This window comes from Streptomyces sp. CB00316 (genome assembly GCF_001905595.1).
GTDB lineage: Bacteria > Actinomycetota > Actinomycetes > Streptomycetales > Streptomycetaceae > Streptomyces.
Map to the genome: position 1 here is coordinate 196,450 of NZ_LIXI01000011.1, position 25,634 is coordinate 222,083.

Here is a 25,634-nt window from a genome sequence, read left to right on the forward strand (position 1 = left end):
AGCCCCCACCACGGCCGCAGCGCTGTCTGGGGGCGTTACGCGAGCCCGGAGCGCTCCAGGGCGTCCGTGCCGGCGCGCAGGGCGGTGAGCCGCTCCTCCAGGGTGAACCCGGCGGGGGCGAGGTTGAGCGTGGTGACCCCGGCGGCCGCGTACGCCTGCATCCGCTCGGCGATGCGCTCGATGGGCCCGAGCAGCGTGGTCTGGTCGATCAACTGGTGCGGTACGGCGGCGGCGGCCCCGGCCTTGTCCCCGTCCAGGTACTTGTCCTGGATCTCGGCGGCCTCCTTCTCGTACCCCATGCGCTGCGCGAGCTGGTTGTAGAAGTTCTGCTTCCGGCTGCCCATCCCGCCGACGTACAGGGCGGTGTACGGGCGGAACATGTCGGCGAGGCCCTTGACGTCGTCACCGATGGCGAGCGGCAGCGTCGGGGAGACGTCGAAGCCCTCCATGGTCTTCCCGGCCTTCTCCCGGCCCGCGCGCAGATAGGTGAGCGCGGTCTCCTCCAGGTGCTCGGCGGAGGGGAAGATCAGCAGGGCGCCGTCGGCGATCTCGCCGGTCTGCTCCAGGTTCTTCGGGCCGATCGCGGCGATGTAGAGCGGGATGTGCTCACGCTCCGGGTGGACGGTGAGCTTGATCGGCTTGCCGGGGCCGCCGGGCAACGGGAGCGTCCAGTGCCGGCCCTCGTAGGAGAGGCGCTCGCGGGTCATCGCCTTGCGGACGATCTCGACGTACTCGCGGGTGCGGGCCAGCGGCTTGTCGAACTTGACGCCGTACCAGCCCTCGGAGACCTGCGGGCCCGAGACGCCGAGGCCGAGCCGGAAGCGGCCGCCGGAGAGCGAGTCCAGGGTGGCGGCGGTCATCGCGGTCATGGCGGGCTGGCGGGCCGGGATCTGCATGATCGCGGAGCCGACGTCGATGGATTCGGTCTGGGCCGCGACCCAGGACAGCACGGTCGGTGCGTCCGAGCCGTAGGCCTCGGCGGCCCAGCAGACGTCGTAGCCGAGGCGATCGGCCTCCTGGGCGACGGCGAGGTTGTCGCCGTCCATCCCCGCGCCCCAGTAACCGAGATTGATGCCGAGCCGCATAGCCGCTCCCCTTACTGATCAGTAACGTCCCTTCCGGGGGACTCTAGCGCGGGTGGCGGCGATCCGGCAGGCCCACGCGACCTCCCGTTGTCCACAGGCCTGCACCCGGTGGGGCCATGGCCAGTAATCTCAGCGCCCATGGAGCAGAGGCATCTCGGCCGCACCGGCCTACGCGTGTCCCGGATCGGGCTCGGCACCCTCACCTGGGGCCGGGACACGGACGAGGACGACGCCGCCGACCAGCTCAAGGCCTTCTGGGACGCGGGCGGCACCCTGGTGGACACCGCCGATGTGTACGGGGGCGGGGAGGCCGAATACCTGCTCGGGCGGCTCGTGGGCGGCCTGGTGCCGCGCCACGATCTGGTCATCGCCACGAAGGCGGGCAACGTCCCCGACCCCTACCGCCGCTTCAACGGCTCACGCGGGCACCTGCTGGCCGCCCTGGACGCCTCGCTGGAACGGCTCGGCACGGACTACGTGGACCTGTGGCAGGTCCACGCCTTCGACCCGGCGACCCCGCTGGAGGAGACGCTCCAGGCGGTGGACCTGGCCGTCTCCTCCGGCCGGGTCCGCTACGCGGGTGTGTCGAACTTCTGCGGCTGGCAGCTGGCCAAGGCCGCCACCTGGCAGCTCGCCGCGCCCGGGGTGCGCACCCGGCTGGCCAGTACGCAGATGGAGTACTCGCTGCTCCAGCGGGGCATCGAGCGGGAGGTGCTGCCCGCCGCGCTGGACCTCGGGATCGGGCTGCTGCCCTCCTCTCCGCTGGGCCGTGGCGTGCTGACGGGCAAGTACCGCCAGGGCACCCCGTCCGACTCCCGGGGCGCCTCCGAACGGCTCGCCCCCTTCGTCGAGCCGTATCTGGACGACGCGGCGGCCCGGATCACCGACGCGGTGGCGACGGCGGCGGACGGCCTGGCGACGAGCCCCCTCCACGTGGCCCTGGCCTGGGTGCGGGACCGGCCGGGGGTGGCCGCCCCGATCGTCGGTGCGCGCAACGCCGGGCAGCTCGCGGAGGCTTTGTCAGTGGAGGCGCTTAGTCTTCCCTACGAGATCTGCCAGGCGCTCGACGACGTGTCGGCGCCCGTGCACCGCTATCCCGACCAGGACTGGAGCACGCTGTGACTGCGCTTCCCGGGGAGACCCCCGGCACCCTCGGCACGGACACACCGCAGGGCGCCGAGCCCCCGGCGGCCACCGACGCCGAAGGCCCCGCGCACGCCGAAGCGCCCGACGCCGACGAGTCCGCCGAAGACACGGAGCCCGCAGCGGACGGCTCCGACGACGCGGAGACCTCTACGGAGGATCCGCCCGTAGGTGACGCGGCTGCCGGTGATGCTCCCACCGGCGAAGAGGGCGACGCGGCGGCCGCCGCCGCGCTCTCCGAGGCGCAGGCCGAGCTGGCCGCCCAGCGTGAACTGCGCGAGAAGATCGCGAAGCGCAAGGCCGATAAGGAAGGTCCCGTCCCCGCCGGTACGAAGCTGAGCGGCACCGCCGCCGACCTGCTGGCGGCCGTCCGGGCCGTGGAGAGCGGCGAGAAGGCGGGCGCGGAGTTCTTCGACTCCCCCGCCGCCGCACCCGCGCCCCGCCGCGCCGCCCCGGCGCCCGCCGGCCAGCCTCCCCACCCCACGCCCACCCCGGCCGCCCCCGTCGACCGGACCGCGTCGCCCGAGGCCACGGACGCGGTGCGGGCGGTCCTCGCCGAGGGCGAGGCCCCCCCGGCCCTGGCCCGCCCGGCCACCGGGACCCTGGGCGAACAGGCCGCCGAGCTGCTGCGCGCCGACCCCTGGCAGCTGCTGGCGGTCCCGGGCGTGCGCCCCGAGCAGGCGGACGGCTTCGCCCGGGCCCTGCTGGGCGCCGCGTGCGGCCCGGACGACGGGCGCCGCACGGCGGCGCTGGTCGGCTGGCTGCTGGAGCGTGCCGCCCTCCAGGGCCACACGGCGCTGGACGCCGAGGCCGTGCGGGCGGCGCTCGCCGAGCGTGCGGTGAACGACCCGGAGGAGGCCGTGCGCAACGCCGTGGAGGAGGGTGTCGCCCTGGTCTTCCAGGAGGGCACGGAGCCCACGGAGCCGGCCGCCGCGTACGAGGAGGACGGCGAGGCACCGGCGGAGACCGAGGCACCGGAGCCGGTCCAGGTGCTGCTGGGCCTGGACCGGTACGCGCTGGCCGAGGAGAGCCTCGCCGACGGCCTGGCCCGCCTCATGAACGCCTGCGAGAAGGGCGCCGACTGGGCGGAGGCGGCAGCCGTCGCGCCCTCCCCCTCGGCCGCCGAGCTGATCCGTACGGCGGCCACCGCCGGGCTGGTCGCGCACAGCGGCGGCGAGGCGGCGCGGGCCGAGCCCGCCGCCCTGATCGCGGCGGCGCGGGGCCTGGGGCTGCGGGCCCTGGGCGCCACCCACAGCGAGGGCGGCCGCCGCCGGCTGGCCGAAGCGGTCGGCGCCCCGGACGCGGCGGTCACCCTGGCCGGGCTGCTCTCCGGCGCCGAGGGCCCCGGCCGCGACGAGGACGGGGCGCTCGCCCTGGACCTGCTCGTGGTGCTGGACGCCCCCCAGCTGGACGTGGAGGGCGCGGCCGTCCTGGTCGAGGCGCTGGCGGACGGCGTCCGGCTGGTGCTGAGCGGTGACCCCGGTGTGCTGGGTTCGGCGGGTGCCGGGCGGGTCTTCGCGGACGTGCTGGCCGCACGCGCGTGCCCGCAGGTCGTCTCCCGTACGCCGGACCCCGGTCCGATCGGCGAGCTGGTCTCCGGCATCGGCATCGGTGAGCTGACCCAGGTCGAGGCCCCCGGCAAGGAGGTCGTGATCGTCCCGGTCCGCGATGCGGGCGAGGCCGTCCACCGCACGGTGCAGCTGGTCGCGGACTCGGTGCCCCGGGCCTTCTCCATCCCCGCCGACGACACCCAGGTCATCACCGTGGGCCACGGCGGGGCGGCCGGGACCCGGGCGCTCAACGAGGCCCTCAAGCAGCGGCTCAACCCCGGTCCCGGCCGTTTCGGCGGGTTCGACCCGGGGGACCGCGTGATCCATGTCCCCGCGCCCGGCCGTGCGGTCCCCGGCGTGGTGCGCTCGGCCGACGCCGAGGGGCTGCACCTGGACTGCGGCGGCGTCCCCGTCGTCGTACCGCAGGAGCGGGTGGAGTCGGCGGTGCGGCACGGCTGGGCGCTCAGTGCCCATCAGGCGGCCGGGATGCGCTGGCCCGCCGTGGTGGTGGTGCTGCCGGGCGACGCGGCGGCGGGGCTGAGTCGGCCGTGGGTCTACACCGCGTTCGGCCGGGGCGAGCGCCACCTGTCCGTGGTGCACGGGGTGGACCAGGCGCTCCCGCACGCGGTGGCGCAGATCCCGGCCCAGGAGCGGACGACCCGCCTGCGGCCGCTTCTGGAGGCCCTCCCGACGCCCACCTCGGTTTCCTGAGCGACGCATGACAGCGGGCCCGGGCAACGTGCGCCCGGGCCCGCTGTCATGTCACGCGCGGCCCGCCGCCGGCTCGTCGAGCTCCTCGTCCAGCTCCTCCTCGTCGAAGACGGCGCTGACGTCGAAGCGGCAGACCACCAGCTCCGGATCGGCGTCCTCGAACGGGGCGCCGAGCCACTCCCCCGGCTCGGGCAGCGCATCGGCGGCCGAGACCCAGAGGGTGGAGTCTCCCTCCTCAAGGCCGAACTCCTTGTGCCGGGAGGCGATCTCGTCCGGTTCGTACTCGCCGAAGAGCATGCCGAGCGCGGCGTGGACGCTGGTGCCGACCACCGGGGTCGTGGCGCCGTCGGCGCCGGGTCCCTCGTCGATGTCGGCGAGGCGCTGGGCCTGGGCGAGCAGCCGCTGGGGTTCCGCGACCGCGTAGTCGCGCCGGATCAGCACACTGAGCGCGCTGGGCTCGGCCGGTCCGGCGTAGGGCGGCAGGGAGTCGTCCGCGCCGGGGATCTCGAAGGGGGTGACCTCGTCGTAGCGGTCGTAGAGGAGCTCGTCGTAGACCTCGGCCGCAGCGGCCAGTGAGTTGAACGCTTCGTAGACGGCGGGGTCGTCGTCCCCGGTACGGCGTTCGACCGCGTCGAGGTGACGGTCGATCGCGGCTTTGACCGCCTCGGCGGCGGCACGTACCTCGGCAGCGGTGGGCTGCGCAGCATCAGACATAGTGCAGACGCTATCCGTACCGGGGCTCTGCCCGCACAATAGATGCGATGCCGGAATACGAATTTGTCGACGTGTACGTGCCGCGCGGGGTCTCCCGCAAGGAAGCGGCCCGACTGCTGACCGACCACGCCGAGTACGGACACTGGGAGCTGGACCGCCTGACGCTGCGCCGCGACGGCAGCCGCAGGGTGCGGCTGCGCCGACGGATCATCCGTCAGCTTCGAGCCACCTGGTGACAGGGTCACGCGCCGCCTGAGAACAGAAACGGGCCCCGCGGATGCGGGGCCCGTCCGTGTTCGTCCTGCCGGTCTCGTCCTGCGGTGCCGACCGGTGTGCGCGCCTGGATCAGGCGGCGCTGCGGGAGCGGCGGTAGAGCACCGATCCCATCCCGGCCAGCAGCAGTCCGGCGCTCGCCGGGATCAGCATCTCCATGCCCCCCGCACCGGTCTGCGCGAGCTGCTCCTCCGGCTCGAGCTGGGGCCCGGGGACATTCGGCTCGGGCGGCTGGTAGGCCGGGGGCTCGACCGGCGGGTCCACCGGCGTCTCCGGCGTGACCGGCGGCTTCTCCGGCTCCTCCGGCGGCGGGGGCGGCGGCTCGGCGTCGTTGGAGCAGCTGTTGCCGAAGGTCGGGTTCAGCAGCCCGATGACGGAGACGCTGTTGCCGCAGACGTTGACCGGGACGCTGATGGGCGCCTGGATCGCGTTGCCGGAGAGGATGCCGGGCGAGCCCTGCGCGACCGCTTCCGCACCGGCGCCACCTGCCCGGTGACGACCCGTGCCGGGCTCGCCGTGCCGGTCGGTCGCGGTGGTGTTCCCCGCCTGTGCCCCGTTGCCGGCCTGGGCTCCTTCGCCGGAGCCGCCGCCGATACGGTTCTGCGGTCCGGAGTCCTGGCGCGATTCCGCCGGCCCGTTCTCGCAGTCGTTTCCGAAGGTGGGGTTGATGAGACCGCCGACGGTGACCGAGTTGCCGCAGACGTTGACCGGGATGTCGATCGGGACCGAGACCGAGTTGCCGGACAGCACGCCCGGCGAGCCCGTGGCCGTCGAGGCCGCCCCGGCGTCGGCGTGGGCGTAGCCGCCACTGAGAGCGAGGACCCCGCCCGCCGCCGCCATGGTGATCAGGCCTTTACGAGTGACCTGTCGCATAGGTTCGTTTCCTGCCTTCTGCCTTCCGAAAAACCCCCGGACATGACCGTGCGGGAGCCGAATGCCGAGCGGTCCCGGAGTGCATGGCACGCACTCCGGGACCGGCCGAGCTCAAACCCTTACGGGTTGACGACCAGCGTCAGGCGTTGACGCAGGTGTTGCCGAAGGCGGGGTTCAGCAGCCCGATCACGGAGACCGTGTTGCCGCACAGGTTGATCGGCACGTGGACCGGGACCTGGACGACGTTGCCGGAGAGCACGCCGGGGCTGCCGATGGCCGCACCCTGGGCGCCCGCGTCGGCGGAAGCCATGCCCGCACCCGCGAGAACGAGGCCACCGGTAGCAGCCGCAACTGCGACGACCTTCTTGATCATGATTCCTCCTAGTTGGAAAGTGCGGTCCCAGCCGCGGACCGCAAACCTTGTAACGAGGAGGGTGGAGCGGGGCTACGCGTGAACGGCGCGTTTCACCCTTTCGGTCACGTACGCACAGGCAGTCGAATCACGCACGGGACCGGTCGGCGGTTCGTGCGGGCCGGTCAGCAGTTGTCGATGAACCGGTCGAGCACCCGCACGCCGAACTGCAGACCGTCCACCGGGACCCGCTCGTCGACACCGTGGAACATCCCGGCGAAGTCCAGCTCCGGCGGCAGCTTCAGCGGGGCGAAGCCGAAGCCCCGGATGCCGAGGTCGTCGAAGGACTTGGCGTCGGTGCCGGCCGAGAGCATGTACGGCACGGCCCGGGCGATCGGGTCCTCGGCGACCAGCGCGGTCTGCATGGCGTCGACCAGCGCGCCGTCGAACGTGGTCTCCAGCGCCTTGTCGGCGTGCACGTCCTCGCGCTTCACGTTGGGGCCGAGGATCCGGTCCAGGTCGGCGAGGAACTCCTCCTCGTACCCCGGCAGGTACCGGCCGTCGACGTGGGCGGTGGCCTGGCCCGGGATGACGTTGACCTTGTAGCCGGCGCCGAGCTGGGTGGGGTTGGCGGTGTTCTGCAGGGAGGCCCCGATCAGCTTGGAGATGCCGCCCAGCTTGGCCAGCGTCTCGTCCATGTTCTCCGGGTCCAGCTCGGTGCCGAGCGCGTCCGAGAGCTCGTCCAGGAAGTGCCGCAGCGTCTTGGTGACGCGGACGGGGAACTTGTGCCGACCCAGCCGCCCGACCGCCTCGGAGAGCTCCGTGATGGCGTTGTCCTTGTGGATCATCGACCCGTGCCCGGCGGTGCCGTCCACGGTGAGCTTCATCCAGTGCATGCCCTTCTGGGCCGTCTCCACCAGATAGAGGCGCAGCTTCTCGTTGACGGTGAACGAGAACCCGCCGACCTCGCTGATCGCCTCGTTGACGCCCTCGAAGAGCCCCGGGTGGTTGTCGACCAGGTAGCGGGCGCCGTACGTGCCGCCCGCCTCCTCGTCCGCGACGAAGGCCAGCACGATGTCGCGCGGGGGCTTGCGGCCCGTGCGCATCCGTTCGCGTACGACCGCGAGGGTCATCGCGTCCATGTCCTTCATGTCGACGGCACCCCGGCCCCAGACACAGCCGTCCGCGATCTCCCCGGAGAACGGGTCGTGCGTCCAGTCCGCCGCGTTGGCCGGGACGACATCGGTGTGTCCGTGGATGAGCAGGGCGGGCCGGGACGGGTCCTCGCCCTCGATCCGGGCGACGGTGGAGGCGCGGCCCTTGTGCGACTCGAAGATCTGCGGCTCCAGACCCACCTCGGCGAGCTTCTCCGCCACGTACTCGGCGGCGAGCCGCTCACCGGGGCCGGAGTGGTCGCCGTAGTTGCTGGTGTCGATCCGGATCAGGTCACGACAGAGGTCCACGACCTCCCTCTCGGCGTTGCCGCCGCCGACGGTGCTGCCCGTGCTGCTCTCGCTCACGCTGCTTCCTTCCGCTGTCGCCGTGGTGCTCCTCCCCATCCTCCCGCGCCCACCGCCCACACCCAAGGCCGTGCACCCCCCGTCACGCACCGTTCACAGCCATCGGGGCGTGATCGAGCACCCCCGAATGTTTGCTATGGTTTTCCACGTCGGAACGGGCACGGCCCGCGAGACAGACACCTTGTCCGGGTGGCGGAATGGCAGACGCGCTAGCTTGAGGTGCTAGTGCCCTTTATCGGGCGTGGGGGTTCAAGTCCCCCCTCGGACACCAGCGGGAGCCCCACTTCGGTGGGGCTCTTTTGCGTCACCGGGTTCGGCGGGAAAGGGGCGGGGATGAGGGGCCGCAGGAAGGCGTCCGTCGGGCCCCTGCCCCAGCGGGACGGGATCGATGCCGTACGGGTGCGGCTGCCCGAGGATCCCGGCGGGGTGTGGGGAAACGTCGGGGGGTATCTCGTCGCGCGGTTCGGTGGGGCGATCGGGGCCGAGCGGGTTCGCGCGATGCTCGACGCGGGGCGGTTCGTGGGCGCCGAGGGGGGCGCTGTGCGGGGCGGTGAGCCGTACGTCGCCGGGCGGAGCATCTGGTTCCATCGGGACTTCGCGGCCGAGGAGCCGGTGCCCTTCCCTATCGGGATCGTGTACCGGGACGCGCATCTCGTGGTCGCCGACAAGCCGCACTTCCTCGCCACCACGCCCCGGGGGCGGCACATCACCGAGACCGCGGTGGCCCGGCTGCGCCGGGAGCTGGGGGTGCCCGCGCTCCAGCCCGCGCACCGGCTGGACAGGCTGACGGCGGGGCTCGTGCTCTTCGTGGTGCGGCCCCAGGAGCGGGGCGCGTACCAGACGCTGTTCCGGGACCGGCTGGTGAGCAAGGAGTACGAGGCGGTGGCCCCGTACGACCCGGAGCTGTCCCTCCCCCGGACCGTACGGAGCCGGATCGTGAAGGAGCGCGGGGTGCTCGCCGCGCGGGAGGAGCCGGGTGAGGCGAACAGTGAGAGCCGGCTGGAGCTGGCGGAGCGGCGGGGCGGGCTGGGCCGCTACCGGTTGCTGCCCGCCACCGGGCGGACGCATCAGCTGCGGGTCCATATGAAGGCGCTGGGGGTGCCGATCGTCCACGATCCGCTGTATCCGGTGGTGGAGCCGGCGGCGGAGGGGGCGGTGGAGGACTTCTCCCGGCCCTTGCAGCTGTTGGCGCGGCGGCTGGAGTTCACCGATCCGGTCAGCGGGGAGCCGCGCCGCTTCGTGAGCGGGCTGCGGCTCTCCGCCTGGCCGGAGGGGTGACGTACGCGGTCCTCAGTGGCCGCGCTTGATCCAGTCGTCGAGCTGCGGGGCTTCCGCGCCGATGGTGGTGGGGTCGCCGTGACCCGTGCGGACGGTGGTGTCACCCGGGAGCGTGAGCAGCCGGTCCCTGATCGAGTCGATGATCGTCGGGAAGTCCGAGAAGGACCGGCCGGTGGCGCCGGGGCCGCCCTGGAAGAGCGTGTCGCCGGTGAAGACCGTGGCCAGCTCGGGGGCGTAGAGGCAGATGCCGCCGGGGGCGTGGCCCGGGGTGTGGAGGACCTTGAGGGTGGTGCCCGCCACCTCCAGCTCCTGGCCGTCGGTCAGTTCACCGTCGGGGGCGCGGTCCGGGTGGGTCTGCTGCCAGAGCGGAAGGTCGTCCGGGTGCAGCAGGATGGGGGCGCCGGTGGCCTCCGCCAGGGCGGGGGCGGCGTCGATGTGGTCGTTGTGCGCGTGGGTGCAGACGATGGCGCGCAGCGAACGGCCGGCGAGCGCGGCCTCGATGGCGGCGGCGTCGTGGGCGGCGTCGATGACGATCGCCTCGGTGTCGTCGCCGACGATCCAGACGTTGTTGTCCACGTCCCACTCGCCGCCGTCGAGGGCGAAGGTGCCGGAGGTGACCAGGTGGTCGATGCGGCCGGCCATCAGAAGACCACCACCGAGCGGAGGACGTCGCCGTCGTGCATCCGGGCGAAGGCCTGCTCGATGTCGCCCAGGCCGATCGTCTCGGTGACGAAGGCGGCCAGGTCGAGACGGCCCTGCTGGTGGAGGTCGACGAGCATCGGGAAGTCGCGGGAGGGCAGGCAGTCGCCGTACCAGGAGGACTTGAGCGAGCCGCCGCGGCCGAAGACGTCCAGGAGAGGCAGTTCGAGCTTCATGTCCGGGGTGGGGACGCCGACGAGGACGACCGTTCCGGCGAGGTCACGGGCGTAGAAGGCCTGTTCGTACGTCTCCGGGCGGCCGACGGCCTCGATGACGACGTCGGCGCCGTTGCCGTCGGTGAGGGCCCGGATCGCCTCGACCGGTTCGGTGGAGCGGGAGTTGACGGTGTGGGTGGCGCCCATCTTCCGCGCCGTCTCCAGCTTGCGGTCGTCGATGTCGACCGCGATGATCTTCGCCGCTCCGGCCAGCCGGGCCCCGGCGATGGCCGCGTCACCGACGCCGCCGCAGCCGATGACGGCGACCGAGTCGCCGCGGCCGACCTGGCCGGTGTTGATGGCGGCGCCGATGCCGGCCATCACGCCGCAGCCGAGCAGTCCGGCGACGGCCGGGGAGACCTCGGGGTCGACCTTGGTGCACTGGCCGGAGGCGACCAGGGTCTTCTCGGCGAAGGCGCCGATACCGAGGGCGGGCGACAGCTCCGTGCCGTCGAGCAGGGTCATCTTCTGCTGGGCGTTGTGGGTGTCGAAGCAGTACCAGGGGCGGCCGCGCAGACAGGCGCGACACTGCCCGCACACCGCACGCCAGTTGAGGATGACGAAGTCGCCGGGAGCGACGTCCGTGACGCCCTCGCCGACCGACTCCACGACGCCCGCCGCCTCGTGGCCGAGGAGGAAGGGGAAGTCGTCGTTGATGCCGCCCTGCTTGTAGTGGAGGTCGGTGTGGCAGACGCCGCACGCCTGGATCTTCACGACGGCCTCTCCGGGACCGGGGTCGGGGATGACGATCGTCTCGACCCGCACCGGCTCGTTCTTCCCCGGTGCGATGACCCCTTGCACCTGCTGCGCCATACCGTGCTCTCCCTGCTCCCGGATTTTCGCGAAGATCGATCGCGGACAACCGTACGCCCCGGGACACCCCCTACGGGGCCAGGACGTCCAGCTCGTGCAGGGCACCCACCGCGATCTCCTTGGTGATCCGCTCGGCCGCCTCCGGGTCTCCCTCGCGGACCGCCTCGGCGAGCCGTACGTGCAGGGTGACGGCGGCCGGGTCGGGGTCCTCGAACATCACCTGGTGGTGGGTGCGGCCGGCCAGGACCTCGGCGACGACGTCCCCGAGCCGGGCGAACATCTCGTTGCCGGAGGCGTTGAGGACGATCCGGTGGAAGGCGATGTCGTGTTCGAGGTAGCCCTCCAACTGCTGGCCGCGCGAGGTGGCGACCATGCCGAGGGCGCGTTCGGTGAGCGCGGCGCACTGCTCGGCGGTGGCGTGGCGGGCGGCGAGCCCGGCGGCGACCGGTTCGATCGCGGAACGCAGCACGGTGAGGGAGCGCAGCTGCCGCGGGCGGTCGGAGCCGGCCAGGCGCCAGCGGATGACCTGGGGGTCGTAGACGTTCCAGGTCTCGGCGGGGCGGACCGTCACGCCGACGCGGCGGCGGGACTCGACCAGGTGCATCGATTCCAGGACCCGGATCACCTCACGGATGACCGTACGGGAGACGTCGAAACGCTGGGCCAGCTCGTCGGTGCGCAGGACGCTGCCGGGCGGGCACTGGCCGGAGGAGATCTCCAGACCCAGGGTGTCCAGCACATGTGTATGCAGCCCCTGGCTCTGTGTGGTCATGGGTCAAGCCTACGGGGCGATCCTCGGGAACAAAAAGTACGACGTATACATCACAAGCTCTTGAATAAGTCGTACCTAATGGGTTTCAGTAGCGCGACGGACCGATGTCGACGAAGACAGCGAGGCACCTCATGAGCATCCCCCACGTCGTCGTGGTGATGGGCGTAGCAGGAACCGGCAAGACCACGATCGGTCCCCTGCTCGCCGCCGAACTCGGCGTTCCGTACGCCGAGGGCGACGACTTCCACCCGCCGGCGAACATCGGGAAGATGTCGGCCGGCACCCCGCTGGACGACGACGACCGGTGGCCCTGGCTCGATGCCATCGGTGAGTGGGCGCACGGGCGGGCGGGGCTCGGCGGGGTCGTCTCCAGCTCGGCCCTCAAGCGGTCCTACCGGGACCGGCTGCGGGCCAAGGCGCCCGACGCCCTGTTTCTGCATCTGACCGGCGACCGGGCGCTGATCGAGGAGCGGATGGCGGACCGCAAGGGCCACTTCATGCCCACCGCGCTGCTCGACTCCCAGTTCGCGACGTTGCAGCCGCTCCAGGCCGACGAGGCCGGGGTGGACGTCGACGTGTCCGGCACCCCCGATGAAATCACCCAGCGAGCCGTCGCCGCACTGCGCCGGCTCGACACCTAAGGATCATCACCGTGACCAGTCTCAGCGTCGAGACGCTGGCAGCGGACGCCGCCGAACCGATCACTTCGGCAGGCAACGCGCAGTTGGGCATCGCCGTCCTGGCGGGCATCGCCGTCATCGTTCTCCTGATCACCAGGCTCAAGATGCACGCGTTCCTGGCGCTGACCATCGGTTCGCTGGCGCTCGGCTCCTTCGCGGGAGCGGCCCCGGCCGACACGATCACCAGCTTCTCCGCCGGCCTCGGCTCCACCGTCGCGAGCGTCGGCGTCCTCATCGCGCTCGGCGCCATCCTGGGCAAGCTGCTCGCCGACTCCGGCGGGGCCGACCAGATCGTCGACACCATCCTGGCGAAGGCGAGCCGGGGGGCCATGCCGTGGGCGATGGTCCTCATCGCCTCGATCATCGGGCTGCCGCTCTTCTTCGAGGTCGGGATCGTGCTGATGATCCCGGTGGTGCTGCTCGTCGCCAAGCGCGGCGACTACTCCCTGATGCGGATCGGCATCCCTGCTCTGGCCGGACTCTCCGTGATGCACGGGCTCATCCCGCCGCACCCCGGCCCGCTGGTCGCGATCGACGCCCTGGACGCCAACCTCGGTGTGACGCTGGCGCTCGGTGTGCTGGTCGCCCTCCCGACCGTGATCATCGCCGGACCGGTCTTCGCCCGCTACGCCGCGCGCTGGGTGGACATCGAACCCCCGGAGAGGATGATCCCGCAGCGCCCGTCCGAGGACCTGGACCGCCGCCCCAGCTTCGCCGCCACCCTGGTGACGATCCTGCTGCCGGTCGTGCTCATGCTGCTCAAGGCGCTCGTCGAGATCGTCGTCGACGACCCTGACAACAGTGTCCAGCGGGTGACGGACGTGGTCGGCTCGCCACTGATCGCCCTGCTCGCCGCCGTCCTGCTCGGGATGTTCACCCTCGGCCGGGCTGCCGGGTTCACCAAGGGCAAACTCGCCGGGACGGTGGAGAAGTCGCTCGCCCCGATCGCCGGGATCCTGCTGATCGTCGGCGCCGGCGGTGGCTTCAAGCAGACGCTGATCGACGCCGGCGTCGGCCAGATGATCCTGGACTTCTCCGAGAACTGGTCGATCCCCGCCCTGCTGCTCGGCTGGCTGATCGCCGTCGCGATCCGCCTCGCCACCGGCTCGGCCACGGTGGCCACCATCTCCGCCGCCGGCCTGGTCGCCCCGCTCGCGGCCGACATGTCGACCGCCCACGCGGCCCTGCTGGTCCTCGCGGTCGGCGCCGGTTCGCTCTTCTTCAGCCATGTGAACGACGCCGGGTTCTGGCTGGTGAAGGAGTACTTCGGGATGGACGTCGGCCAGACCGTGAAGACCTGGTCGGTGATGGAGACGATCATCTCGGTGGTCGCGATGGCCTTCATCATGGTGTTGTCGCTGTTGCTGTAGCGCCCCCCGCAGATCAGAAGCGCCCGCCCCGGCGGACTCCCCTGGGGCGGGCGGCTTCTTACGTACGTACGGGGTGTTCAGCGGCGGGTGGCCTCGCTCTCGGCCGCCTTCTCCAGCTGGAACGCCTCGTTGCCCAGGCCGATCCGGGCATGCACCTCGGGCTTGGCCTTGCGCAGGACCGCACCGTAGACGAGCCCGCCGACGAGGGCGAGGACGATCACGCCGGGCAGCAGCCAGTTGAGGGCCGAGCCGTCGCCGGAGCCCACCAGGACGTCGAAGTCGCGGACGGTGAAGACGGCGATCGACAGGAGCGCGATACCGGCCAGGCCCGAGGCGACCAGGCGCGGAGCCTGGGCGCGGCCCGCGCCGCGCTTGACGAAGAAGGCGATGACGGCGAACGAAGCGGCGGCCATCAGCAGGATGACGCCCAGCGCGCCGACGTTGCCCATCCAGGTGAACAGGCGCAGGACGGGGACGGTGGGGTCACCGATGTGGTTGTCGTCGGCGAAGGCGAAGGCCAGCACGATGACGACGGAGATGACGGACTGGAGCAGCGAGCCGGTGCCGGGGGCACCGCTGGCCCGGTTGGTGCGGCCGAAGCGGGCGGGCAGCAGGCCCTCACGCCCCATGGCGAACGCGTAGCGGGCGACCACGTTGTGGAAGCTGAGGAGCGCCGCGAACATGCCGGTGACGAAGAGGATGTGCAGGACGTCGGTGAAGGTCGAACCGAGCCGCTCCTCGGTGAGTTGGAACAGCATGCCCGGCCCCTCCTTGAGGGAGGTGTCGGCGATGAAGCCGGGTCCGGCGGCGACGGTCAGGGCCCAGGAGCTGATGGCGAGGAACAGCGCCGCGTACCCCACCGCGAGGAACATCACCCGGGAGACCACGATCTGCGGGCGGCTGGTCTCCTCGGCGTAGACCGGTGCCTGCTCGAAGCCGACGAACGCGGCGATGCAGAAGCAGAGCGCGGTGGAGAGGCCGGCGCCGGTGAGGGTTTCCGGGTTGAACGCCGCGAACGAGAGCCCCTCGGGGCCCGGCTCGGCGACGGCGGCGATGTCGAAGATCACGACGAGGAGGCACTCGATGACCAGCAGGACGCCGAGCACCTTGGCGTTGAGGTCGATCTTCAGCCAGCCGAGGATGCCGACCACGACCACCGAGATCAGTGCGGGTATCCACCACTGCACGTCGATGCCGGCGTACGTGGAGAGGATGACGGAGACCTCGAAGCCGAGGATCCCGTAGATGCCGACCTGCATCGCGCTGTACGCCACCAGCGCCACCAGCGAGGCTCCGGCACCGGCCGTCGGACCGAGGCCCCGGGCGATGTACGCGTAGAAGGCACCGGCGTTGTGGACGTGCCGGCTCATCTCCGCGTAGCCGACGCTGAACAGCATCAGGACGGCGCCGAGGATCACGTAGAGCAGGGGCTGCCCGACGATGCCCATCACGCCGAAGACCGTGGGCATCACCCCGGCGACCACCATCAGGGGGGCGCTGGCGGCGAGCACGGAGAGCAGCAGGCCGGGGGTGCCGAGGCGGTCGGCCCGCAGGGCGCGTTCCTCACCCTTGTAGGTGTTGATCCCGCCGGTATCGCCCGTCAGCCTGGTGGTGCCGGCCTGCCGGGTCTTGCCTGGATATGAACTGCCCGTCGACATGGCGGGGTCGGTCCCTTCTTCGGTTCTGGGTCCTCGGTCTTCGGTTCGGTGAGGCACTGGTCAGGGGGTGCCGAGTGCGTGGTCCCGGGCGGCGGTGAACGCGGCGTACGGGTCGCGGCCGGAGTAGGACCAGGGGGCGGCCGTGGCGTGCGGGCCGATCCGGTGGAAGAGGGCGGCGGCTTCGGCGGTCCGGCCCTCGCAGACCTTGGCGTGGGCCAGGAAGTTGAGGTCGACGCGGTGGCGGGGGTGGTCCTCGCGCTCCCACTCCAGCCACCAGTCGAAGGCCGCCTTCATCACCTGCCGGGCCCGCCGTCCCGACCAGTGCCCGGACGCCACCGGGTCGTCCGGCTCACTGCCGGCCGCCACGAGTACGCGGTAGCGCTCGGCGTGGGCGACGACCGGGAGCACCGCGAGCGGCGAGTCGGCCGGGGCCTGCTCGGCGGCCCAGGCGGCGAAGTCGTACACCTCGTGCAGCGGGTCCTGGCCGCTGTCGGGGCGGCTCTCGGCCAGTTGCGCGGTCATCACGTGGTGGGCGTGGTGGTGCTCGGGGTGGCGGGAGCGGACCTCCTCGAAGAGCCTGCCGGTCTCGTCACCGCCGTCGTCGCGGCCCCGGTCCAGGAGGAGCAGGGCCAGCCACGGGGTGGGGTCGTCGGGGGTGATCCGGGCGGCGGCGAGACAGGCCTGCCGGGCGCGCACGGCATCGTCGGCCTTGGCCTTGGGCCGCAGGGCCCGTACGACACAGGCGCAGCCGAGGAGGGTGGTGGCGTCGGCGCTCTCGGGTTCGGCGAGCAGCCAGTCGCCGGCCCAGTCCGCGGCGGAGGGGAGTTCGGCGAGGGCCAGGAGGCGGTGTCCCCGGCGGTCCCAGTCCTTCCCGGTGGCCACCAGCAGGGCGCGGGCGTCGCCCCAGCGTCCCTGGGTGAACTGGCTGCGGGCGTCGATGAGTTCGCGGTCGTCCAGAGCCGGGTCGAAGGCGTGCTCCGAGCGGCCGCCCCGGCGGCGGGAGCGGCCCAGGGGCGGCGGAGGCGGGGACATGCCGCAGACTTCTTTCGACGCGGTGTGCGAGCAGATGATCGCGCACAGCAAAGCGGCAGGGAACACTCCGAGTCAAGAGGTGGTCTCTACCAACTCCTCTTCCGTTCCTAATAGTTGGCTGGAAGTCGTCGTGCCGGGAAAGGTGTTTGCCCAGCGTGCGGGTGCGGTGGGCGGGCGGGGAGTGACGCCTGACACACTGGCGGCATGGAGCCTCGCGAACCTCTGAAACCCTTTCTCCTCGCCTTTCCCGGCCCGTTGCGCGACCGGCTGGTGGCGGCGGTCCTCTCCGGCGAAAAGGTGTCCACCTCCGGGCTGTTGGCCGAGTACGAGCTGGAGGGGGAGGAACTTCCGCCGGTGGGCGAACTGTCCGCGCTGATCGACTCGGAGGGGCGGGAGGTGGCGGTGCTGGAGATGACGGAGGTACGGGTGCTGCCGCTCGGGGAGGTCGATCTGCGGCATGCGCTGGATGAGGGCGAGGGGTATCGGTCGGTGGCCGAATGGCGTGCGGGGCACGAGGCGTTCTGGCACGGGGAGGAGATGCGGGAGGCGATGGGGGATCCGTCGTTCACCGTGGACGACGGGACGATGATCGTGGCTGAGCGGTTTCGGGTGGTGGAGCGGTTGGACGGGGGCGGGGTCTCCGGGTGAAGCTCCGGGGCGCTGCCCCGGGCCCCGCTCCTCAATCGCCGCAAGGGCTTGATTTCGTGCCCCGGTCCGCTCGGCGCTGACGGGTCTACAGGGCCTTCGCCGCCGCCCTGCCCGCCGCTCGGCCCGAGAAGACGCAGCCGCCCAGGAACGTGCCCTCCAGGGAGCGGTAGCCGTGGACTCCGCCGCCGCCGAAGCCCGCCGCCTCCCCCGCCGCGTACAGGCCGGGGAGCGGGGTGCCGTCCGCGGTCAGGACCTGGGAGGAGAGGTCCGTCTCCAGACCGCCCAGGGACTTACGGGTCAGGATGTTGAGGCGTACGGCGATGAGCGGGCCTGCCGCCGGGTCCAGGATGCGGTGCGGTTTCGCCGTACGGATCAGGCGGTCGCCGAGGTAGGCGCGGGCGCCGTGGATCGCGGTGACCTGGAGGTCCTTGGTGAAGGGGTTGGCGATCTCCCGATCCCGGGCGGTGATCTCGCGGCGCAGCTCCTCCGCGTCGATCAGACTGTCGCCGCTGACCGCGTTCATGCCTCGGACCAGGGCGTCGAGGTCCTTCTCCACGACGAAGTCGGCTCCGTGGTCCATGAACGCCTTCACCGGGGCGGGCACGTCCGCGCGGGCCCGGCCGATCACGTCACGCACCGACTTGCCGGTCAGGTCCGGGTTCTGCTCGGAGCCCGAGAGGGCGAACTCCTTGCCGATGATGCGCTGGTTGAGCACGAACCAGGTGTAGCCGTGGCCGGAGCGCATGATGTGTTCGAGGGTGCCGAGCGTGTCGAAGCCGGGGAAGAGCGGGACCGGCAGCCGCTTGCCGCGGGCGTCCAGCCAGAGGGAGGAGGGGCCGGGCAGGATGCGGATGGCGTGCTTGGACCAGATCGGGTTCCAGTTCTCGATGCCTTCGGTGTAGTGCCACATCCGGTCCCGGTTGATGTGGTGCGCGCCCGCCTCCTCGGCGATGCCCAGCATCAGCCCGTCGACGTGGGCAGGGACGCCGGAGAGCAGCTTGTCGGGCGGGGTGCCGAGTCGCTCGGGCCACTGGGAGCGGACCAGGTCGTGGTTGCCCCCGATGCCCCCGGAGGTGACGATGACCGCCTGGGCCCTGAGCTCGAAGGCGCCGGTGGTCTCCCGGCTGCTGGCGGTGCCTCGCTCGGCCGCGCTCGGCTCCAGGATCTCGCCGGTGACCGTGTCCAGCGCCCCGGCGGTACGGGCGAGGCCGGTGACGCGGTGGCGGAACCTCAGCTGGACGAGCCCCTTGGCGACGCCCTCGCGGACCCGCCGTTCGAAGGGGGCGACGACGCCGGGGCCCGTGCCCCAGGTGATGTGGAAGCGGGGTACGGAGTTGCCGTGGCCGGTCGCGTCGTAGCCGCCGCGCTCCGCCCAGCCGACGACCGGGAAGATCCGCAGCCCCTGCTGGTGCAGCCAGGAGCGCTTCTCGCCCGCCGCGAAGTCGACGTACGCCTCGGCCCACTTCTTGGGCCAGTGGTCCTCCTTGCGGTCGAACCCGGCGGTGCCGTACCAGTCCTGGAGGGCCAGTTCCCGGCTGTCCTTGATCCGCAGCCGGCGCTGCTCGGGCGAGTCGACGAGGAAGAGGCCGCCGAAGGACCAGTGGGCCTGCCCGCCGATGGACTGCTCGGGCTCCTGGTCGAGGACGATCACGGAACGGCCGGCGTCGACCAGTTCGGCGGTGGCCACGAGTCCGGCGAGCCCTGCCCCGATCACGATCACATCAGCGTCGTACGCCATGGGTTCCATCCTGTTCGGGGAAGCCCGGAGGGCTCGGAAGGCTCGGCGGGCGTGCAAGTTACCCGTGCGTCAGATCTTGGGTACCGGCCGCTGCCACGTCAACCACCCGGGTGCTGTTGGATGAAGCGCATGACGTCTTCTGACGAGATCCTGGACATCGTCGACGAGAACGACGAGGTCATCGGCCAGGCCCCGCGCGGCGAGGCGACCGCCCGGGGCCTGCGCCACCGCTGTGTCTTCATCGAGGCGCGCGACGCGCAGGGGCGTCTCTTCGTCCACCGCCGGACGGCGACCAAGCTGCTCTTCCCCTCGCACTACGACATGTTCGTGGGCGGCGTGGTGGGCGCGGGCGAGTCCTACGACGAGGCGGCGCTGCGCGAGGCGGAGGAGGAGCTGGGGGTCTCGGGGCTGCCGAAGCCCGAGCCGTTGTTCCGTTTTCTCTACACCGGTGAGAAGCGCTCCTGGTGGTCCGCCGTCTACCAGGTGCGGTGCGAGCTTCCGGTGGCCCCGCAGGTGGAGGAGGTCGCCTGGCACACCTTCCTGGACGACACGGACCTGGAGGACCGTCTCGGTCGGTGGCCGTGGGTGCCGGACGGGGTGGAGGCGTACCGGCGGCTGCAGACCCACCGGTCCGCCTGATCCGCGACGCCGGGGCAGCGGCGCTCTCCGGCCGGGCTCAGCGCGCCGGTACGCCCGCGGGTCGTCTCCGTCTGCCGTACGGGCCGACGCCTCGTCGGGGGCGTCAGGCTCGGGCTCGGCCGTGCGGCCTACGAGGCCCTGCCCGCCGGAGGCGGCGAGCCGGCGGAGCAGTTCCTGGCCTAGGGTGCCCATGTGAACAAGATCGCGCAGAGCGCACGTCTGTGGTTCGCGCCGCAACGGGTCCGGGACGAGGGGGCTACCCCCGACTACCGGTTCTCCCTGGCCAACGAGCGGACGTTCCTCGCCTGGATCCGGACGGCACTGGCCCTGATCGGCGGCGGTTTCGCCGTGGACCAGTTCCTGCCGGAGCTGGTCTGGGGCGTCCGGGCGGGACTCGCCCTGGGGCTGCTCGCCGCCGGGGTGCTGTGCGCGCTGCGGGCGGTCAACCACTGGCTGCGGTGCGAGCGGGCGATGCGGCGCGGGGAGGATCTGCCGGCATCCCGGTTCCCGACGCTGCTGGGGATCGCGGTGGCGGTCGTGGCCGTCGCGATGGTGGTGGTGGTCCTCTTCGGCTGGGAGGGCCGGTGACGGCGGCGGTGGACCGGGACCCCGGGCTCCAGCCGGAGCGGACCCGGCTCGCCTGGCGGCGTACCACGCTGACGGCCACGGTGGTGGCCCTGCTCGCCGGGCGGCAGGCGCTGCACAGCGGCGCGTCCCCGGCCGCGCTGGTGGCGGTGGCGCTGACGGCGGTGGCCTGGCTGGGGCTCCTGGCGGTGGCCCACCTCAGGGTGCGGCGCATGGGCGTGGCCCGGCCGGAGCCGCTCGCGCCGCGCGGGGCGCTGGCGGCGGCGCTGTGCACGGTGGCGTTCGCCGTGTTCGCGGTGGCCATGCTGTTCTGAGTGCGGCGGACCGTGTTCCCTCAGCTGTCCCAGTCCACCGTGACCACGATCTTGCCGCGCGTGCGTCCCTCCTGGTTGAGGCGGTACGCCTCGGCCGCCTGCTCCAGCGGGAAGACCCGGTCCACATGGACGGTGACGATGCCCCGTTCGGCCAGCTCCGCGAGCTGGGCCAGGTCGGCGGCGTCGGGCCGGACGAAGGCGTAGCGGCCGCCGTAGGAGAAGACCTCGCTGTCGGCGATCGAGGCGAGCCGACCGCCCTGGGCGAGGGTCTCGGCCGAGACCCGCAGCGCGTCGCCGCCCACCGTGTCGAAGGCCGCGTCGATGCCCTCGGGGGCCAGCTCCCGCAGCCGGTCGGCGAGCCCCTCCCCGTACTCCACGGGTTCGGCGCCGAGGCTCCGCACATGGTCGTGGTTGCGGGCGCTCGCGGTGCCGATGACCCGGCAGCCGGTGTGGCGGGCGAGCTGGACGGCGAGCGAGCCGACGCCGCCCCCCGCCGCGTGGACGAGGACGGTGTCACCGTCGCGGATCCTCAGGGTGCGGTGCAGCACCTGGTACGCGGTGAGCCCGGCCAGCGGCAGGCCCGCGGCCTCCTCGAAGCTCAGGCTGAGGGGCTTGCGGGCGAGGGTGCGGACGGGGGCGGCGACGTACTCGGCGAACGTACCGCGGGAGAGGAAGTCCTCGCGGACGTAGCCGATCACCTCGTCCCCGACCCCGAACTCGTCGACGGCGATCCCCGGTTGCACGACCACTCCGGAGACGTCCCAGCCGGGGATCACCGGGAAGACGGCTTCGAGGCCGCCCTGGAGGTAGCCTTCGCGGGCCTTCCAGTCGACCGGGTTGACGGCGGCGGCCCGCACCTTCACCAGGACCGAGTCGGGGCCGACCTTGGGGTCGGGCCGCTCACCGTACTCCAGGACATCGGCCGAGCCGTACGCGCTGTAGCTGATCGCCTTCATCTCTCGACCTTCGGCGCAGGGCGGGGTCACCGCAACCCAGAGCGCACGGCGCCTCTCACCAGCGCGGGATCACCGGCGTCACCCACTCCGGGTCGCCCCCGCGCATCGCCGCGGCGGCGTCGCGCTCGCGGTAGGCGGCGTCGTCGGTGGCGGTCCCATGGGTGCCCCGCGGCGAGGCTGCGGACGCTTCGACCATCAGGCGACATGCATACGTGAACGACATTCAGGGATGCGATCCATCACCGGATTCGGGACGTGGTTCCCAGCTTGATTGAGGGAGCCCACTGGACGACATACCGACTGGTCGGCATCATGGTCAGCGATCGTTCCGTCGCCCCGGAGGTGCGCACCATGAGCTCAGCCCCCCCACCAGGTCTCGATCCGCAGCTGCTGCGCGGCCATCTCGACCGCGAGCGGCCGGGGCTGGTGAGCGGACCCCTCGAAGCGCGGCTCATCGAGGGCGGCCGCTCGAACCTGACGTACACGGTCACCGACGGGACCGGCCGCTGGGTGGTGCGCAGACCGCCGCTGGGCCACGTGCTGGCCACCGCGCACGACATGAAGCGCGAGCACCGGGTGATCAGCGCCCTGTACCCCACCGCCGTCCCCGTGCCGGAGCCGGTGCTCCTCTGCGACGACGAGTCGGTGCTCGGCGCGCCCTTCTACGTCATGGAACACGTCGAGGGCACCCCGTACCGCACCGCCGAGCAGCTCGCCCCGCTGGGACCCGAGCGCACCCGGGCCGCCGTCCTCGCCCTCGTCGACACCCTGGTCGACCTGCACGCGGTGGACCCGCAGGCCGTCGGGCTGGGCGACTTCGGGCGGCCGGAGGGCTTCCTGGACCGGCAGTTGCGGCGCTGGGGCAAGCAGCTGGACGCCTCCCGCAACCGAGACCTGGCGGGCATCGACGAGCTGCACGCCTCCCTCGGCCGTGAGCTGCCCGCATCCCCCTCGCCCACCGTCGTCCACGGCGACTACCGCCTGGACAACGTGCTGCTCGGCCCGGACGACCGCATCAACGCCGTCCTGGACTGGGAGATGTCGACCCTGGGCGATCCACTGACCGACCTCGGGCTCCTCGTGATGTACAGCTCCGACCTCGATCTGCCGCACTCCCCCGTCTCCACCACCAGCGGCGCCGCCGGGCACCCCTCCCCCGCCGAGCTGGTCGAGCGCTACGCCGCCGGGTCGGGCCGGGACACCTCCGCCATCTCCTGGTACACCGCCTTCGCCTGGTTCAAGCTCGCCGTGATCCTGGAGGGCATCCACTACCGCTACACCCTCGGCCAGACCGTCGGCGCCGGCTTCGACCAGATCGGCGATCTGGTCCCGGTCTTCATCGAGCACGGCCTCACCACCCTCCAGGAAGGCTGAACACCCATGGACTTCGCATTCGACGCCCGTACCGAGGAGCTGCGGAACAAGCTGCTCGCTTTCATGGACGACTACGTCCACCCGGCCGAGAAGACCGACCGCGAACAGCGGGCTCTGCTCGCCTCGCCGTGGGACACCCCGGCCGTCGTGGGTGAGCTGAAGGCCGAGGCGCGGCGGCAGGGGCTGTGGAACCTCTTCCTGCCCGACGCGGAGTACGGGGCCGGGCTGACGAACCTCCAGTACGCGCCGCTCGCGGAGATCACCGGCCGCTCCCCGCACCTCGCGCCGACCGCGCTGAACTGCGCGGCCCCGGACACCGGGAACATGGAGGTGCTCTTCCAGTTCGCCACCGACGAGCAGAAGAAGCAGTGGCTGGAGCCGCTGCTGGCCGGTGAGATCCGCTCCGCGTTCGCGATGACGGAGCCGGATGTGGCGTCCTCCGACGCGACGAACATCGAGACCCGCATCGTCCGGGACGGCGACGACTACGTCGTCAACGGCCGCAAGTGGTACATCTCCGGGGCGATGAACCCCGACTGCGCGGTCTTCATCGTGATGGGCAAGACCGACCCGGACGGCGCCGACATCCGGCGTCAGCAGTCGATGATCCTGGTGCCGCGCGACACCCCGGGGCTCGAGGTGCGGCGCGCCATGCAGGTGTACGGGTACGAGGACCACTCCCACGGCGGCCACGCCGAGGTGGTCTTCCACGACGTACGGGTGCCCGCGGCGAACCTGATCGGTGAGGAGGGCGGCGGCTTCGCCATCGCGCAGGCGCGGCTGGGGCCGGGGCGGATCCACCACTGCATGCGGCTGATCGGGATGGCGGAGCGGGCCATCGAGCTGATGTGCCGCCGGGCGGTGGAACGTACGGCGTTCGGCAAGCCGCTCGCCCAGCAGGGCGTCGTGCAGAACTGGATCGCGGACGCCCGGGTGACGGTGGAGCAGCTGCGGCTGCTGGTGCTGAAGACGGCCTGGCTGATGGACACGGTGGGCAACAAGGGCGCGCACACCGAGATCCAGGCCATCAAGATCGCCACGCCGCGCGCGGTGGTGGACATCCTGGACTCCGCGGTGCAGCTGCACGGCGCGGGCGGGGTGAGCCAGGACTTCCCGCTGGCGGAGCTGTGGGCGTCGGCGCGGACGCTGCGGCTGGCGGACGGGCCGGACGAGGTGCACCAGCGGTCGCTGGCCCGGCGGGAGATCAAGCGCTACCTGTGAAACACGTGTGGCCCCCTCCCCGGGGAGGGGGCCACAGCAGGGGCGCCGGGAGATCAGAAGGTGAGCCTCCAGCTGTCGATGTAGCCGGTGTCCTGCCGGGCGATGTCCTGCACCCGGAGCTTCCAGACGCCGTTCGCCGCCTTGGCGGAGGCGTTGACGGTGTACGTCGTGATGACGTTGTCCGCCGAGTCGCCGCTGCTGGAGTTCTTCAGCCGGAAGGCCGCGCCGTCCGGAGCCAGCAGGTCGATGACGAGGTCACCGCGGTAGGTGTGCTTGATGTCCACGCCCACCTGGAGTGCGGCGGGCGCGTTGCCCGTCCGGCCGGAGACGGTGACCGAGGAGGTCACGGCCGCCCCGGCGTCCGGGATGGCCACATCGGCGTCGTTGGAGAAGACCGTGCCCGCCGGCGGCTCGCCCGTGGAGCCCGCGGAGAGGGTCCAGACCGCGTGGGCGGCGGCGTCGCTGTTGCGGTCCAGGGCGGTGTCGTTGATGTTCGCCGTGGTGTCGCACGAGGAGTGGTAGCAGCGGTCGAAGGCCTGCCCCTGCGTTCCTCCCCACTTCTGCACCTGGGCCGCGGTCTTGGTCCGGCCGGCACCGGTGAAGAGACCGCCGACGGGGACGCCCGCCGACTTGAACGGGGCGTGGTCGGAGCGGCCGTCGCCCTCGGTCTCGATCTCGGTGGGTACGCCGAGGCCCGCGAAGTAGTCCTTGAAGGTCTTCTCGATGACCGGGTCGTCGTCGTAGACGAAGTAGCCGGCGTTCGGCGAGCCGATCATGTCGAAGTTGAGGTAGCCGGAGATCTTCGAACGCTCGGCGGCCGGCAGGTTGTTGACGTAGTGCTTGGAGCCGATCAGGCCCAGCTCCTCCGCACCCCACCAGGCGAACCGCAGGTGCTTGTCGGGCTGGTAGCCGGCGCGCGAGACGGCCAGGGCCGTCTCCAGGACGGCGGCCGAGCCGGAGGCGTTGTCGTTGATCCCGGCGCCGGAGGAGACGGAGTCGAGATGGGCTCCGGCGAAGACGACCTTGTTCGGGTCACCGCCCGGCCAGTCGGCGATCAGGTTGTAGCCCGTGGCGCCGCTGGAGGTGAACTGCTGGATGGACGTGGTGTATCCGGCCGCGTCGAGCTTGGCCTTCACGTAGTCGACGGACGCCTTGTAGCCGGGGCGGCCGTGGGCACGGTTGCCGCCGTTGTTCGCGGCGATCGTCGAGAACTGGGTGAGGTGGGCCTTGACGTTGGCCAGGGGTATGTCGGGCGCTGCGACGGCGGCGGTCGCCGTGGTCGTCGCCGGGGCGGCCTGCGCGGCGGGCGCGGCGGTCCCGAGAAGGGCTGCGAGAGTGACGGCGGCGACGGCCGCCGGGGATCTGCGCAGGGTGAGGCGGTTCGCTCTCATGGTGGGGCTCCGGATTCCGTTCGGGGACTG

27 protein-coding genes and 1 tRNA gene are annotated in these 25,634 nt (G+C 71.9%); 14 read left to right on the forward strand and 14 right to left on the reverse strand.

What is annotated here, in order from left to right; genetic code table 11:
• Positions 1-35: 35 nt before the first annotated feature.
• A complete protein-coding gene (locus AMK21_RS27845; RefSeq protein ID WP_073881937.1) occupies positions 36-1,085 on the reverse strand; it encodes an LLM class F420-dependent oxidoreductase in 1,050 nt (349 codons plus the stop codon).
• Positions 1,086-1,223: 138 nt separating this feature from the next.
• On the opposite strand from AMK21_RS27845, the gene AMK21_RS27850 reads away from it, so the two are divergent.
• Positions 1,224-2,207 (forward strand): aldo/keto reductase, encoded by a 984-nt coding sequence (locus AMK21_RS27850; protein ID WP_073881938.1) that lies wholly within the window; start codon positions 1,224-1,226, stop codon positions 2,205-2,207.
• Positions 2,204-4,489: an ATP-dependent DNA helicase gene (locus tag AMK21_RS27855; protein WP_073881939.1), complete on the forward strand. Its 2,286-nt coding sequence runs from the start codon at positions 2,204-2,206 to the stop codon at positions 4,487-4,489. The genes AMK21_RS27850 and AMK21_RS27855 overlap by 4 nt, the downstream gene beginning before the upstream one ends.
• Positions 4,490-4,540: 51 nt before the next feature.
• Here AMK21_RS27855 and AMK21_RS27860 read toward each other — a convergent pair whose 3' ends face one another.
• Positions 4,541-5,203, reverse strand: a complete 663-nt coding sequence (locus AMK21_RS27860; RefSeq protein WP_030570140.1) for a hypothetical protein — start codon at positions 5,201-5,203, stop codon at positions 4,541-4,543.
• Between the two features lie 47 nt (positions 5,204-5,250).
• Between AMK21_RS27860 and AMK21_RS27865 the strand changes: the two genes are divergently transcribed.
• The gene (locus AMK21_RS27865; protein ID WP_003970138.1) at positions 5,251-5,439 is read left to right on the forward strand and encodes a DUF5703 family protein; all 189 of its coding nucleotides are present in this window, start codon (positions 5,251-5,253) and stop codon (positions 5,437-5,439) included.
• A 109-nt stretch (positions 5,440-5,548) separates the two neighbouring features.
• Here AMK21_RS27865 and AMK21_RS36955 read toward each other — a convergent pair whose 3' ends face one another.
• The 3 genes from AMK21_RS36955 to AMK21_RS27880 all read right to left on the reverse strand — a co-directional run bounded on the left by AMK21_RS36955 (position 5,549) and on the right by AMK21_RS27880 (position 8,221).
• Positions 5,549-6,349: a chaplin gene (locus AMK21_RS36955; protein ID WP_073881940.1), complete on the reverse strand. Its 801-nt coding sequence runs from the start codon at positions 6,347-6,349 to the stop codon at positions 5,549-5,551.
• Positions 6,350-6,488: 139 nt separating this feature from the next.
• Positions 6,489-6,722, reverse strand: a complete 234-nt coding sequence (chpH, locus tag AMK21_RS27875) for a chaplin ChpH (protein WP_015607544.1) — start codon at positions 6,720-6,722, stop codon at positions 6,489-6,491.
• Positions 6,723-6,886: 164 nt separating this feature from the next.
• Complete coding sequence (locus AMK21_RS27880; protein WP_073881941.1) at positions 6,887-8,221, reverse strand: M20/M25/M40 family metallo-hydrolase; 1,335 nt, start codon at positions 8,219-8,221, stop codon at positions 6,887-6,889.
• 183 nt (positions 8,222-8,404) lie between these two features.
• Here AMK21_RS27880 and AMK21_RS27885 point away from each other — a divergent pair.
• Positions 8,405-8,492: transfer RNA gene (locus AMK21_RS27885), tRNA-Leu, on the forward strand.
• A gap of 62 nt (positions 8,493-8,554) precedes the next feature.
• Positions 8,555-9,499, forward strand: coding sequence for an RluA family pseudouridine synthase (locus AMK21_RS27890; RefSeq protein WP_073881942.1), 945 nt, complete (start codon positions 8,555-8,557; stop codon positions 9,497-9,499).
• A 12-nt stretch (positions 9,500-9,511) separates the two neighbouring features.
• Here the strand turns inward: AMK21_RS27890 and AMK21_RS27895 are convergent, their stop codons facing one another.
• The 3 genes from AMK21_RS27895 to AMK21_RS27905 form a co-directional block, all read right to left on the reverse strand.
• Complete coding sequence (locus AMK21_RS27895) at positions 9,512-10,141, reverse strand: MBL fold metallo-hydrolase (RefSeq protein WP_073881943.1); 630 nt, start codon at positions 10,139-10,141, stop codon at positions 9,512-9,514.
• Positions 10,141-11,226, reverse strand: a complete 1,086-nt coding sequence (locus tag AMK21_RS27900; protein ID WP_073881944.1) for an S-(hydroxymethyl)mycothiol dehydrogenase — start codon at positions 11,224-11,226, stop codon at positions 10,141-10,143. The genes AMK21_RS27895 and AMK21_RS27900 overlap by 1 nt, the downstream gene beginning before the upstream one ends.
• Before the next feature lie 70 nt (positions 11,227-11,296).
• Positions 11,297-11,998 carry a FadR/GntR family transcriptional regulator gene (locus AMK21_RS27905; RefSeq protein WP_073881945.1) on the reverse strand — a complete coding sequence of 234 codons (702 nt, stop codon included), beginning with the start codon at positions 11,996-11,998 and terminating at the stop codon, positions 11,297-11,299.
• A 131-nt stretch (positions 11,999-12,129) separates the two neighbouring features.
• Here AMK21_RS27905 and AMK21_RS27910 point away from each other — a divergent pair, with 131 nt between their 5' ends.
• On the forward strand, positions 12,130-12,639 hold the full coding sequence (locus AMK21_RS27910; protein ID WP_073881946.1) for a gluconokinase: 510 nt from the start codon (positions 12,130-12,132) through the stop codon (positions 12,637-12,639).
• A gap of 11 nt (positions 12,640-12,650) precedes the next feature.
• Positions 12,651-14,048, forward strand: coding sequence for a GntP family permease (locus AMK21_RS27915; protein WP_073881947.1), 1,398 nt, complete (start codon positions 12,651-12,653; stop codon positions 14,046-14,048).
• Positions 14,049-14,125: 77 nt separating this feature from the next.
• Here AMK21_RS27915 and AMK21_RS27920 read toward each other — a convergent pair whose 3' ends face one another.
• Together AMK21_RS27920 and AMK21_RS27925 are read right to left on the reverse strand one after the other, a co-directional pair.
• A complete protein-coding gene (locus AMK21_RS27920) occupies positions 14,126-15,706 on the reverse strand; it encodes an APC family permease (protein WP_073881948.1) in 1,581 nt (526 codons plus the stop codon).
• A 60-nt stretch (positions 15,707-15,766) separates the two neighbouring features.
• Positions 15,767-16,738 carry a hypothetical protein gene (locus tag AMK21_RS27925; RefSeq protein WP_073881949.1) on the reverse strand — a complete coding sequence of 324 codons (972 nt, stop codon included), beginning with the start codon at positions 16,736-16,738 and terminating at the stop codon, positions 15,767-15,769.
• Here AMK21_RS27925 and AMK21_RS34935 point away from each other — a divergent pair.
• Together AMK21_RS34935 and AMK21_RS27930 are read left to right on the forward strand one after the other, a co-directional pair.
• Positions 16,737-16,964: a hypothetical protein gene (locus tag AMK21_RS34935; protein ID WP_143194886.1), complete on the forward strand. Its 228-nt coding sequence runs from the start codon at positions 16,737-16,739 to the stop codon at positions 16,962-16,964. The genes AMK21_RS27925 and AMK21_RS34935 overlap by 2 nt on opposite strands.
• A complete protein-coding gene (locus AMK21_RS27930) occupies positions 16,943-17,386 on the forward strand; it encodes an ASCH domain-containing protein (RefSeq protein ID WP_073881950.1) in 444 nt (147 codons plus the stop codon). Before AMK21_RS34935 ends, AMK21_RS27930 begins: the two co-directional genes overlap by 22 nt.
• An 85-nt stretch (positions 17,387-17,471) precedes the next feature.
• Here AMK21_RS27930 and AMK21_RS27935 read toward each other — a convergent pair whose 3' ends face one another.
• On the reverse strand, positions 17,472-19,124 hold the full coding sequence (locus tag AMK21_RS27935) for an FAD-binding dehydrogenase (protein ID WP_073881951.1): 1,653 nt from the start codon (positions 19,122-19,124) through the stop codon (positions 17,472-17,474).
• 129 nt (positions 19,125-19,253) lie between these two features.
• Here AMK21_RS27935 and AMK21_RS27940 point away from each other — a divergent pair, with 129 nt between their 5' ends.
• From AMK21_RS27940 to AMK21_RS27950, 3 genes are all read left to right on the forward strand, one after another.
• Positions 19,254-19,763 carry an NUDIX domain-containing protein gene (locus AMK21_RS27940; protein WP_073881952.1) on the forward strand — a complete coding sequence of 170 codons (510 nt, stop codon included), beginning with the start codon at positions 19,254-19,256 and terminating at the stop codon, positions 19,761-19,763.
• 192 nt (positions 19,764-19,955) lie between these two features.
• On the forward strand, positions 19,956-20,351 hold the full coding sequence (locus AMK21_RS27945; protein WP_073881953.1) for a YidH family protein: 396 nt from the start codon (positions 19,956-19,958) through the stop codon (positions 20,349-20,351).
• Positions 20,348-20,662: a DUF202 domain-containing protein gene (locus AMK21_RS27950; protein WP_073881954.1), complete on the forward strand. Its 315-nt coding sequence runs from the start codon at positions 20,348-20,350 to the stop codon at positions 20,660-20,662. Before AMK21_RS27945 ends, AMK21_RS27950 begins: the two co-directional genes overlap by 4 nt.
• Positions 20,663-20,682: 20 nt before the next feature.
• Here the strand turns inward: AMK21_RS27950 and AMK21_RS27955 are convergent, their stop codons facing one another.
• Both AMK21_RS27955 and AMK21_RS35185 read right to left on the reverse strand, forming a co-directional pair.
• Positions 20,683-21,618 carry an NADP-dependent oxidoreductase gene (locus AMK21_RS27955; protein WP_073881955.1) on the reverse strand — a complete coding sequence of 312 codons (936 nt, stop codon included), beginning with the start codon at positions 21,616-21,618 and terminating at the stop codon, positions 20,683-20,685.
• Between the two features lie 55 nt (positions 21,619-21,673).
• Complete coding sequence (locus AMK21_RS35185) at positions 21,674-21,814, reverse strand: hypothetical protein (protein ID WP_158070732.1); 141 nt, start codon at positions 21,812-21,814, stop codon at positions 21,674-21,676.
• A 155-nt stretch (positions 21,815-21,969) separates the two neighbouring features.
• Between AMK21_RS35185 and AMK21_RS27960 the strand changes: the two genes are divergently transcribed.
• Both AMK21_RS27960 and AMK21_RS27965 read left to right on the forward strand, forming a co-directional pair.
• Positions 21,970-22,992 carry a phosphotransferase family protein gene (locus tag AMK21_RS27960; protein WP_073882110.1) on the forward strand — a complete coding sequence of 341 codons (1,023 nt, stop codon included), beginning with the start codon at positions 21,970-21,972 and terminating at the stop codon, positions 22,990-22,992.
• 6 nt (positions 22,993-22,998) lie between these two features.
• Entirely contained in the window at positions 22,999-24,213 is a 1,215-nt protein-coding gene (locus tag AMK21_RS27965) for an acyl-CoA dehydrogenase family protein (RefSeq protein ID WP_073881956.1), read from the forward strand.
• A 53-nt stretch (positions 24,214-24,266) separates the two neighbouring features.
• Here AMK21_RS27965 and AMK21_RS27970 read toward each other — a convergent pair whose 3' ends face one another.
• Entirely contained in the window at positions 24,267-25,604 is a 1,338-nt protein-coding gene (locus tag AMK21_RS27970) for a M28 family metallopeptidase (RefSeq protein ID WP_073881957.1), read from the reverse strand.
• Positions 25,605-25,634: the final 30 nt, after the last annotated feature.

Excerpts from the sequence above, each read along its gene's own strand:
- AMK21_RS27935 (WP_073881951.1), bottom strand. The coding sequence starts at position 19,124 with ATGGCGTACGACGCTGATGTGATCGTGATCGGGGCAGGGCTCGCCGGA.
- AMK21_RS27955 (WP_073881955.1), bottom strand. The coding sequence starts at position 21,618 with ATGAAGGCGATCAGCTACAGCGCGTACGGCTCGGCCGATGTCCTGGAG.
- AMK21_RS35185 (WP_158070732.1), bottom strand. The coding sequence starts at position 21,814 with ATGGTCGAAGCGTCCGCAGCCTCGCCGCGGGGCACCCATGGGACCGCC.
- AMK21_RS27930 (WP_073881950.1), top strand. The coding sequence starts at position 16,943 with ATGGAGCCTCGCGAACCTCTGAAACCCTTTCTCCTCGCCTTTCCCGGC.
- AMK21_RS27905 (WP_073881945.1), bottom strand. The coding sequence starts at position 11,998 with ATGACCACACAGAGCCAGGGGCTGCATACACATGTGCTGGACACCCTG.
- AMK21_RS27925 (WP_073881949.1), bottom strand. The coding sequence starts at position 16,738 with ATGTCCCCGCCTCCGCCGCCCCTGGGCCGCTCCCGCCGCCGGGGCGGC.
- AMK21_RS27910 (WP_073881946.1), top strand. The coding sequence starts at position 12,130 with ATGAGCATCCCCCACGTCGTCGTGGTGATGGGCGTAGCAGGAACCGGC.
- AMK21_RS27865 (WP_003970138.1), top strand. The coding sequence starts at position 5,251 with ATGCCGGAATACGAATTTGTCGACGTGTACGTGCCGCGCGGGGTCTCC.
- AMK21_RS34935 (WP_143194886.1), top strand. The coding sequence starts at position 16,737 with ATGCCGCAGACTTCTTTCGACGCGGTGTGCGAGCAGATGATCGCGCAC.
- AMK21_RS27970 (WP_073881957.1), bottom strand. The coding sequence starts at position 25,604 with ATGAGAGCGAACCGCCTCACCCTGCGCAGATCCCCGGCGGCCGTCGCC.
- AMK21_RS27960 (WP_073882110.1), top strand. The coding sequence starts at position 21,970 with ATGAGCTCAGCCCCCCCACCAGGTCTCGATCCGCAGCTGCTGCGCGGC.
- AMK21_RS27845 (WP_073881937.1), bottom strand. The coding sequence starts at position 1,085 with ATGCGGCTCGGCATCAATCTCGGTTACTGGGGCGCGGGGATGGACGGC.
- AMK21_RS27890 (WP_073881942.1), top strand. The coding sequence starts at position 8,555 with ATGAGGGGCCGCAGGAAGGCGTCCGTCGGGCCCCTGCCCCAGCGGGAC.
- AMK21_RS27860 (WP_030570140.1), bottom strand. The coding sequence starts at position 5,203 with ATGTCTGATGCTGCGCAGCCCACCGCTGCCGAGGTACGTGCCGCCGCC.
- AMK21_RS27940 (WP_073881952.1), top strand. The coding sequence starts at position 19,254 with ATGACGTCTTCTGACGAGATCCTGGACATCGTCGACGAGAACGACGAG.
- AMK21_RS27920 (WP_073881948.1), bottom strand. The coding sequence starts at position 15,706 with ATGTCGACGGGCAGTTCATATCCAGGCAAGACCCGGCAGGCCGGCACC.
- AMK21_RS27895 (WP_073881943.1), bottom strand. The coding sequence starts at position 10,141 with ATGGCCGGCCGCATCGACCACCTGGTCACCTCCGGCACCTTCGCCCTC.
- AMK21_RS27850 (WP_073881938.1), top strand. The coding sequence starts at position 1,224 with ATGGAGCAGAGGCATCTCGGCCGCACCGGCCTACGCGTGTCCCGGATC.
- AMK21_RS27965 (WP_073881956.1), top strand. The coding sequence starts at position 22,999 with ATGGACTTCGCATTCGACGCCCGTACCGAGGAGCTGCGGAACAAGCTG.
- chpH (WP_015607544.1), bottom strand. The coding sequence starts at position 6,722 with ATGATCAAGAAGGTCGTCGCAGTTGCGGCTGCTACCGGTGGCCTCGTT.
- AMK21_RS36955 (WP_073881940.1), bottom strand. The coding sequence starts at position 6,349 with ATGCGACAGGTCACTCGTAAAGGCCTGATCACCATGGCGGCGGCGGGC.
- AMK21_RS27900 (WP_073881944.1), bottom strand. The coding sequence starts at position 11,226 with ATGGCGCAGCAGGTGCAAGGGGTCATCGCACCGGGGAAGAACGAGCCG.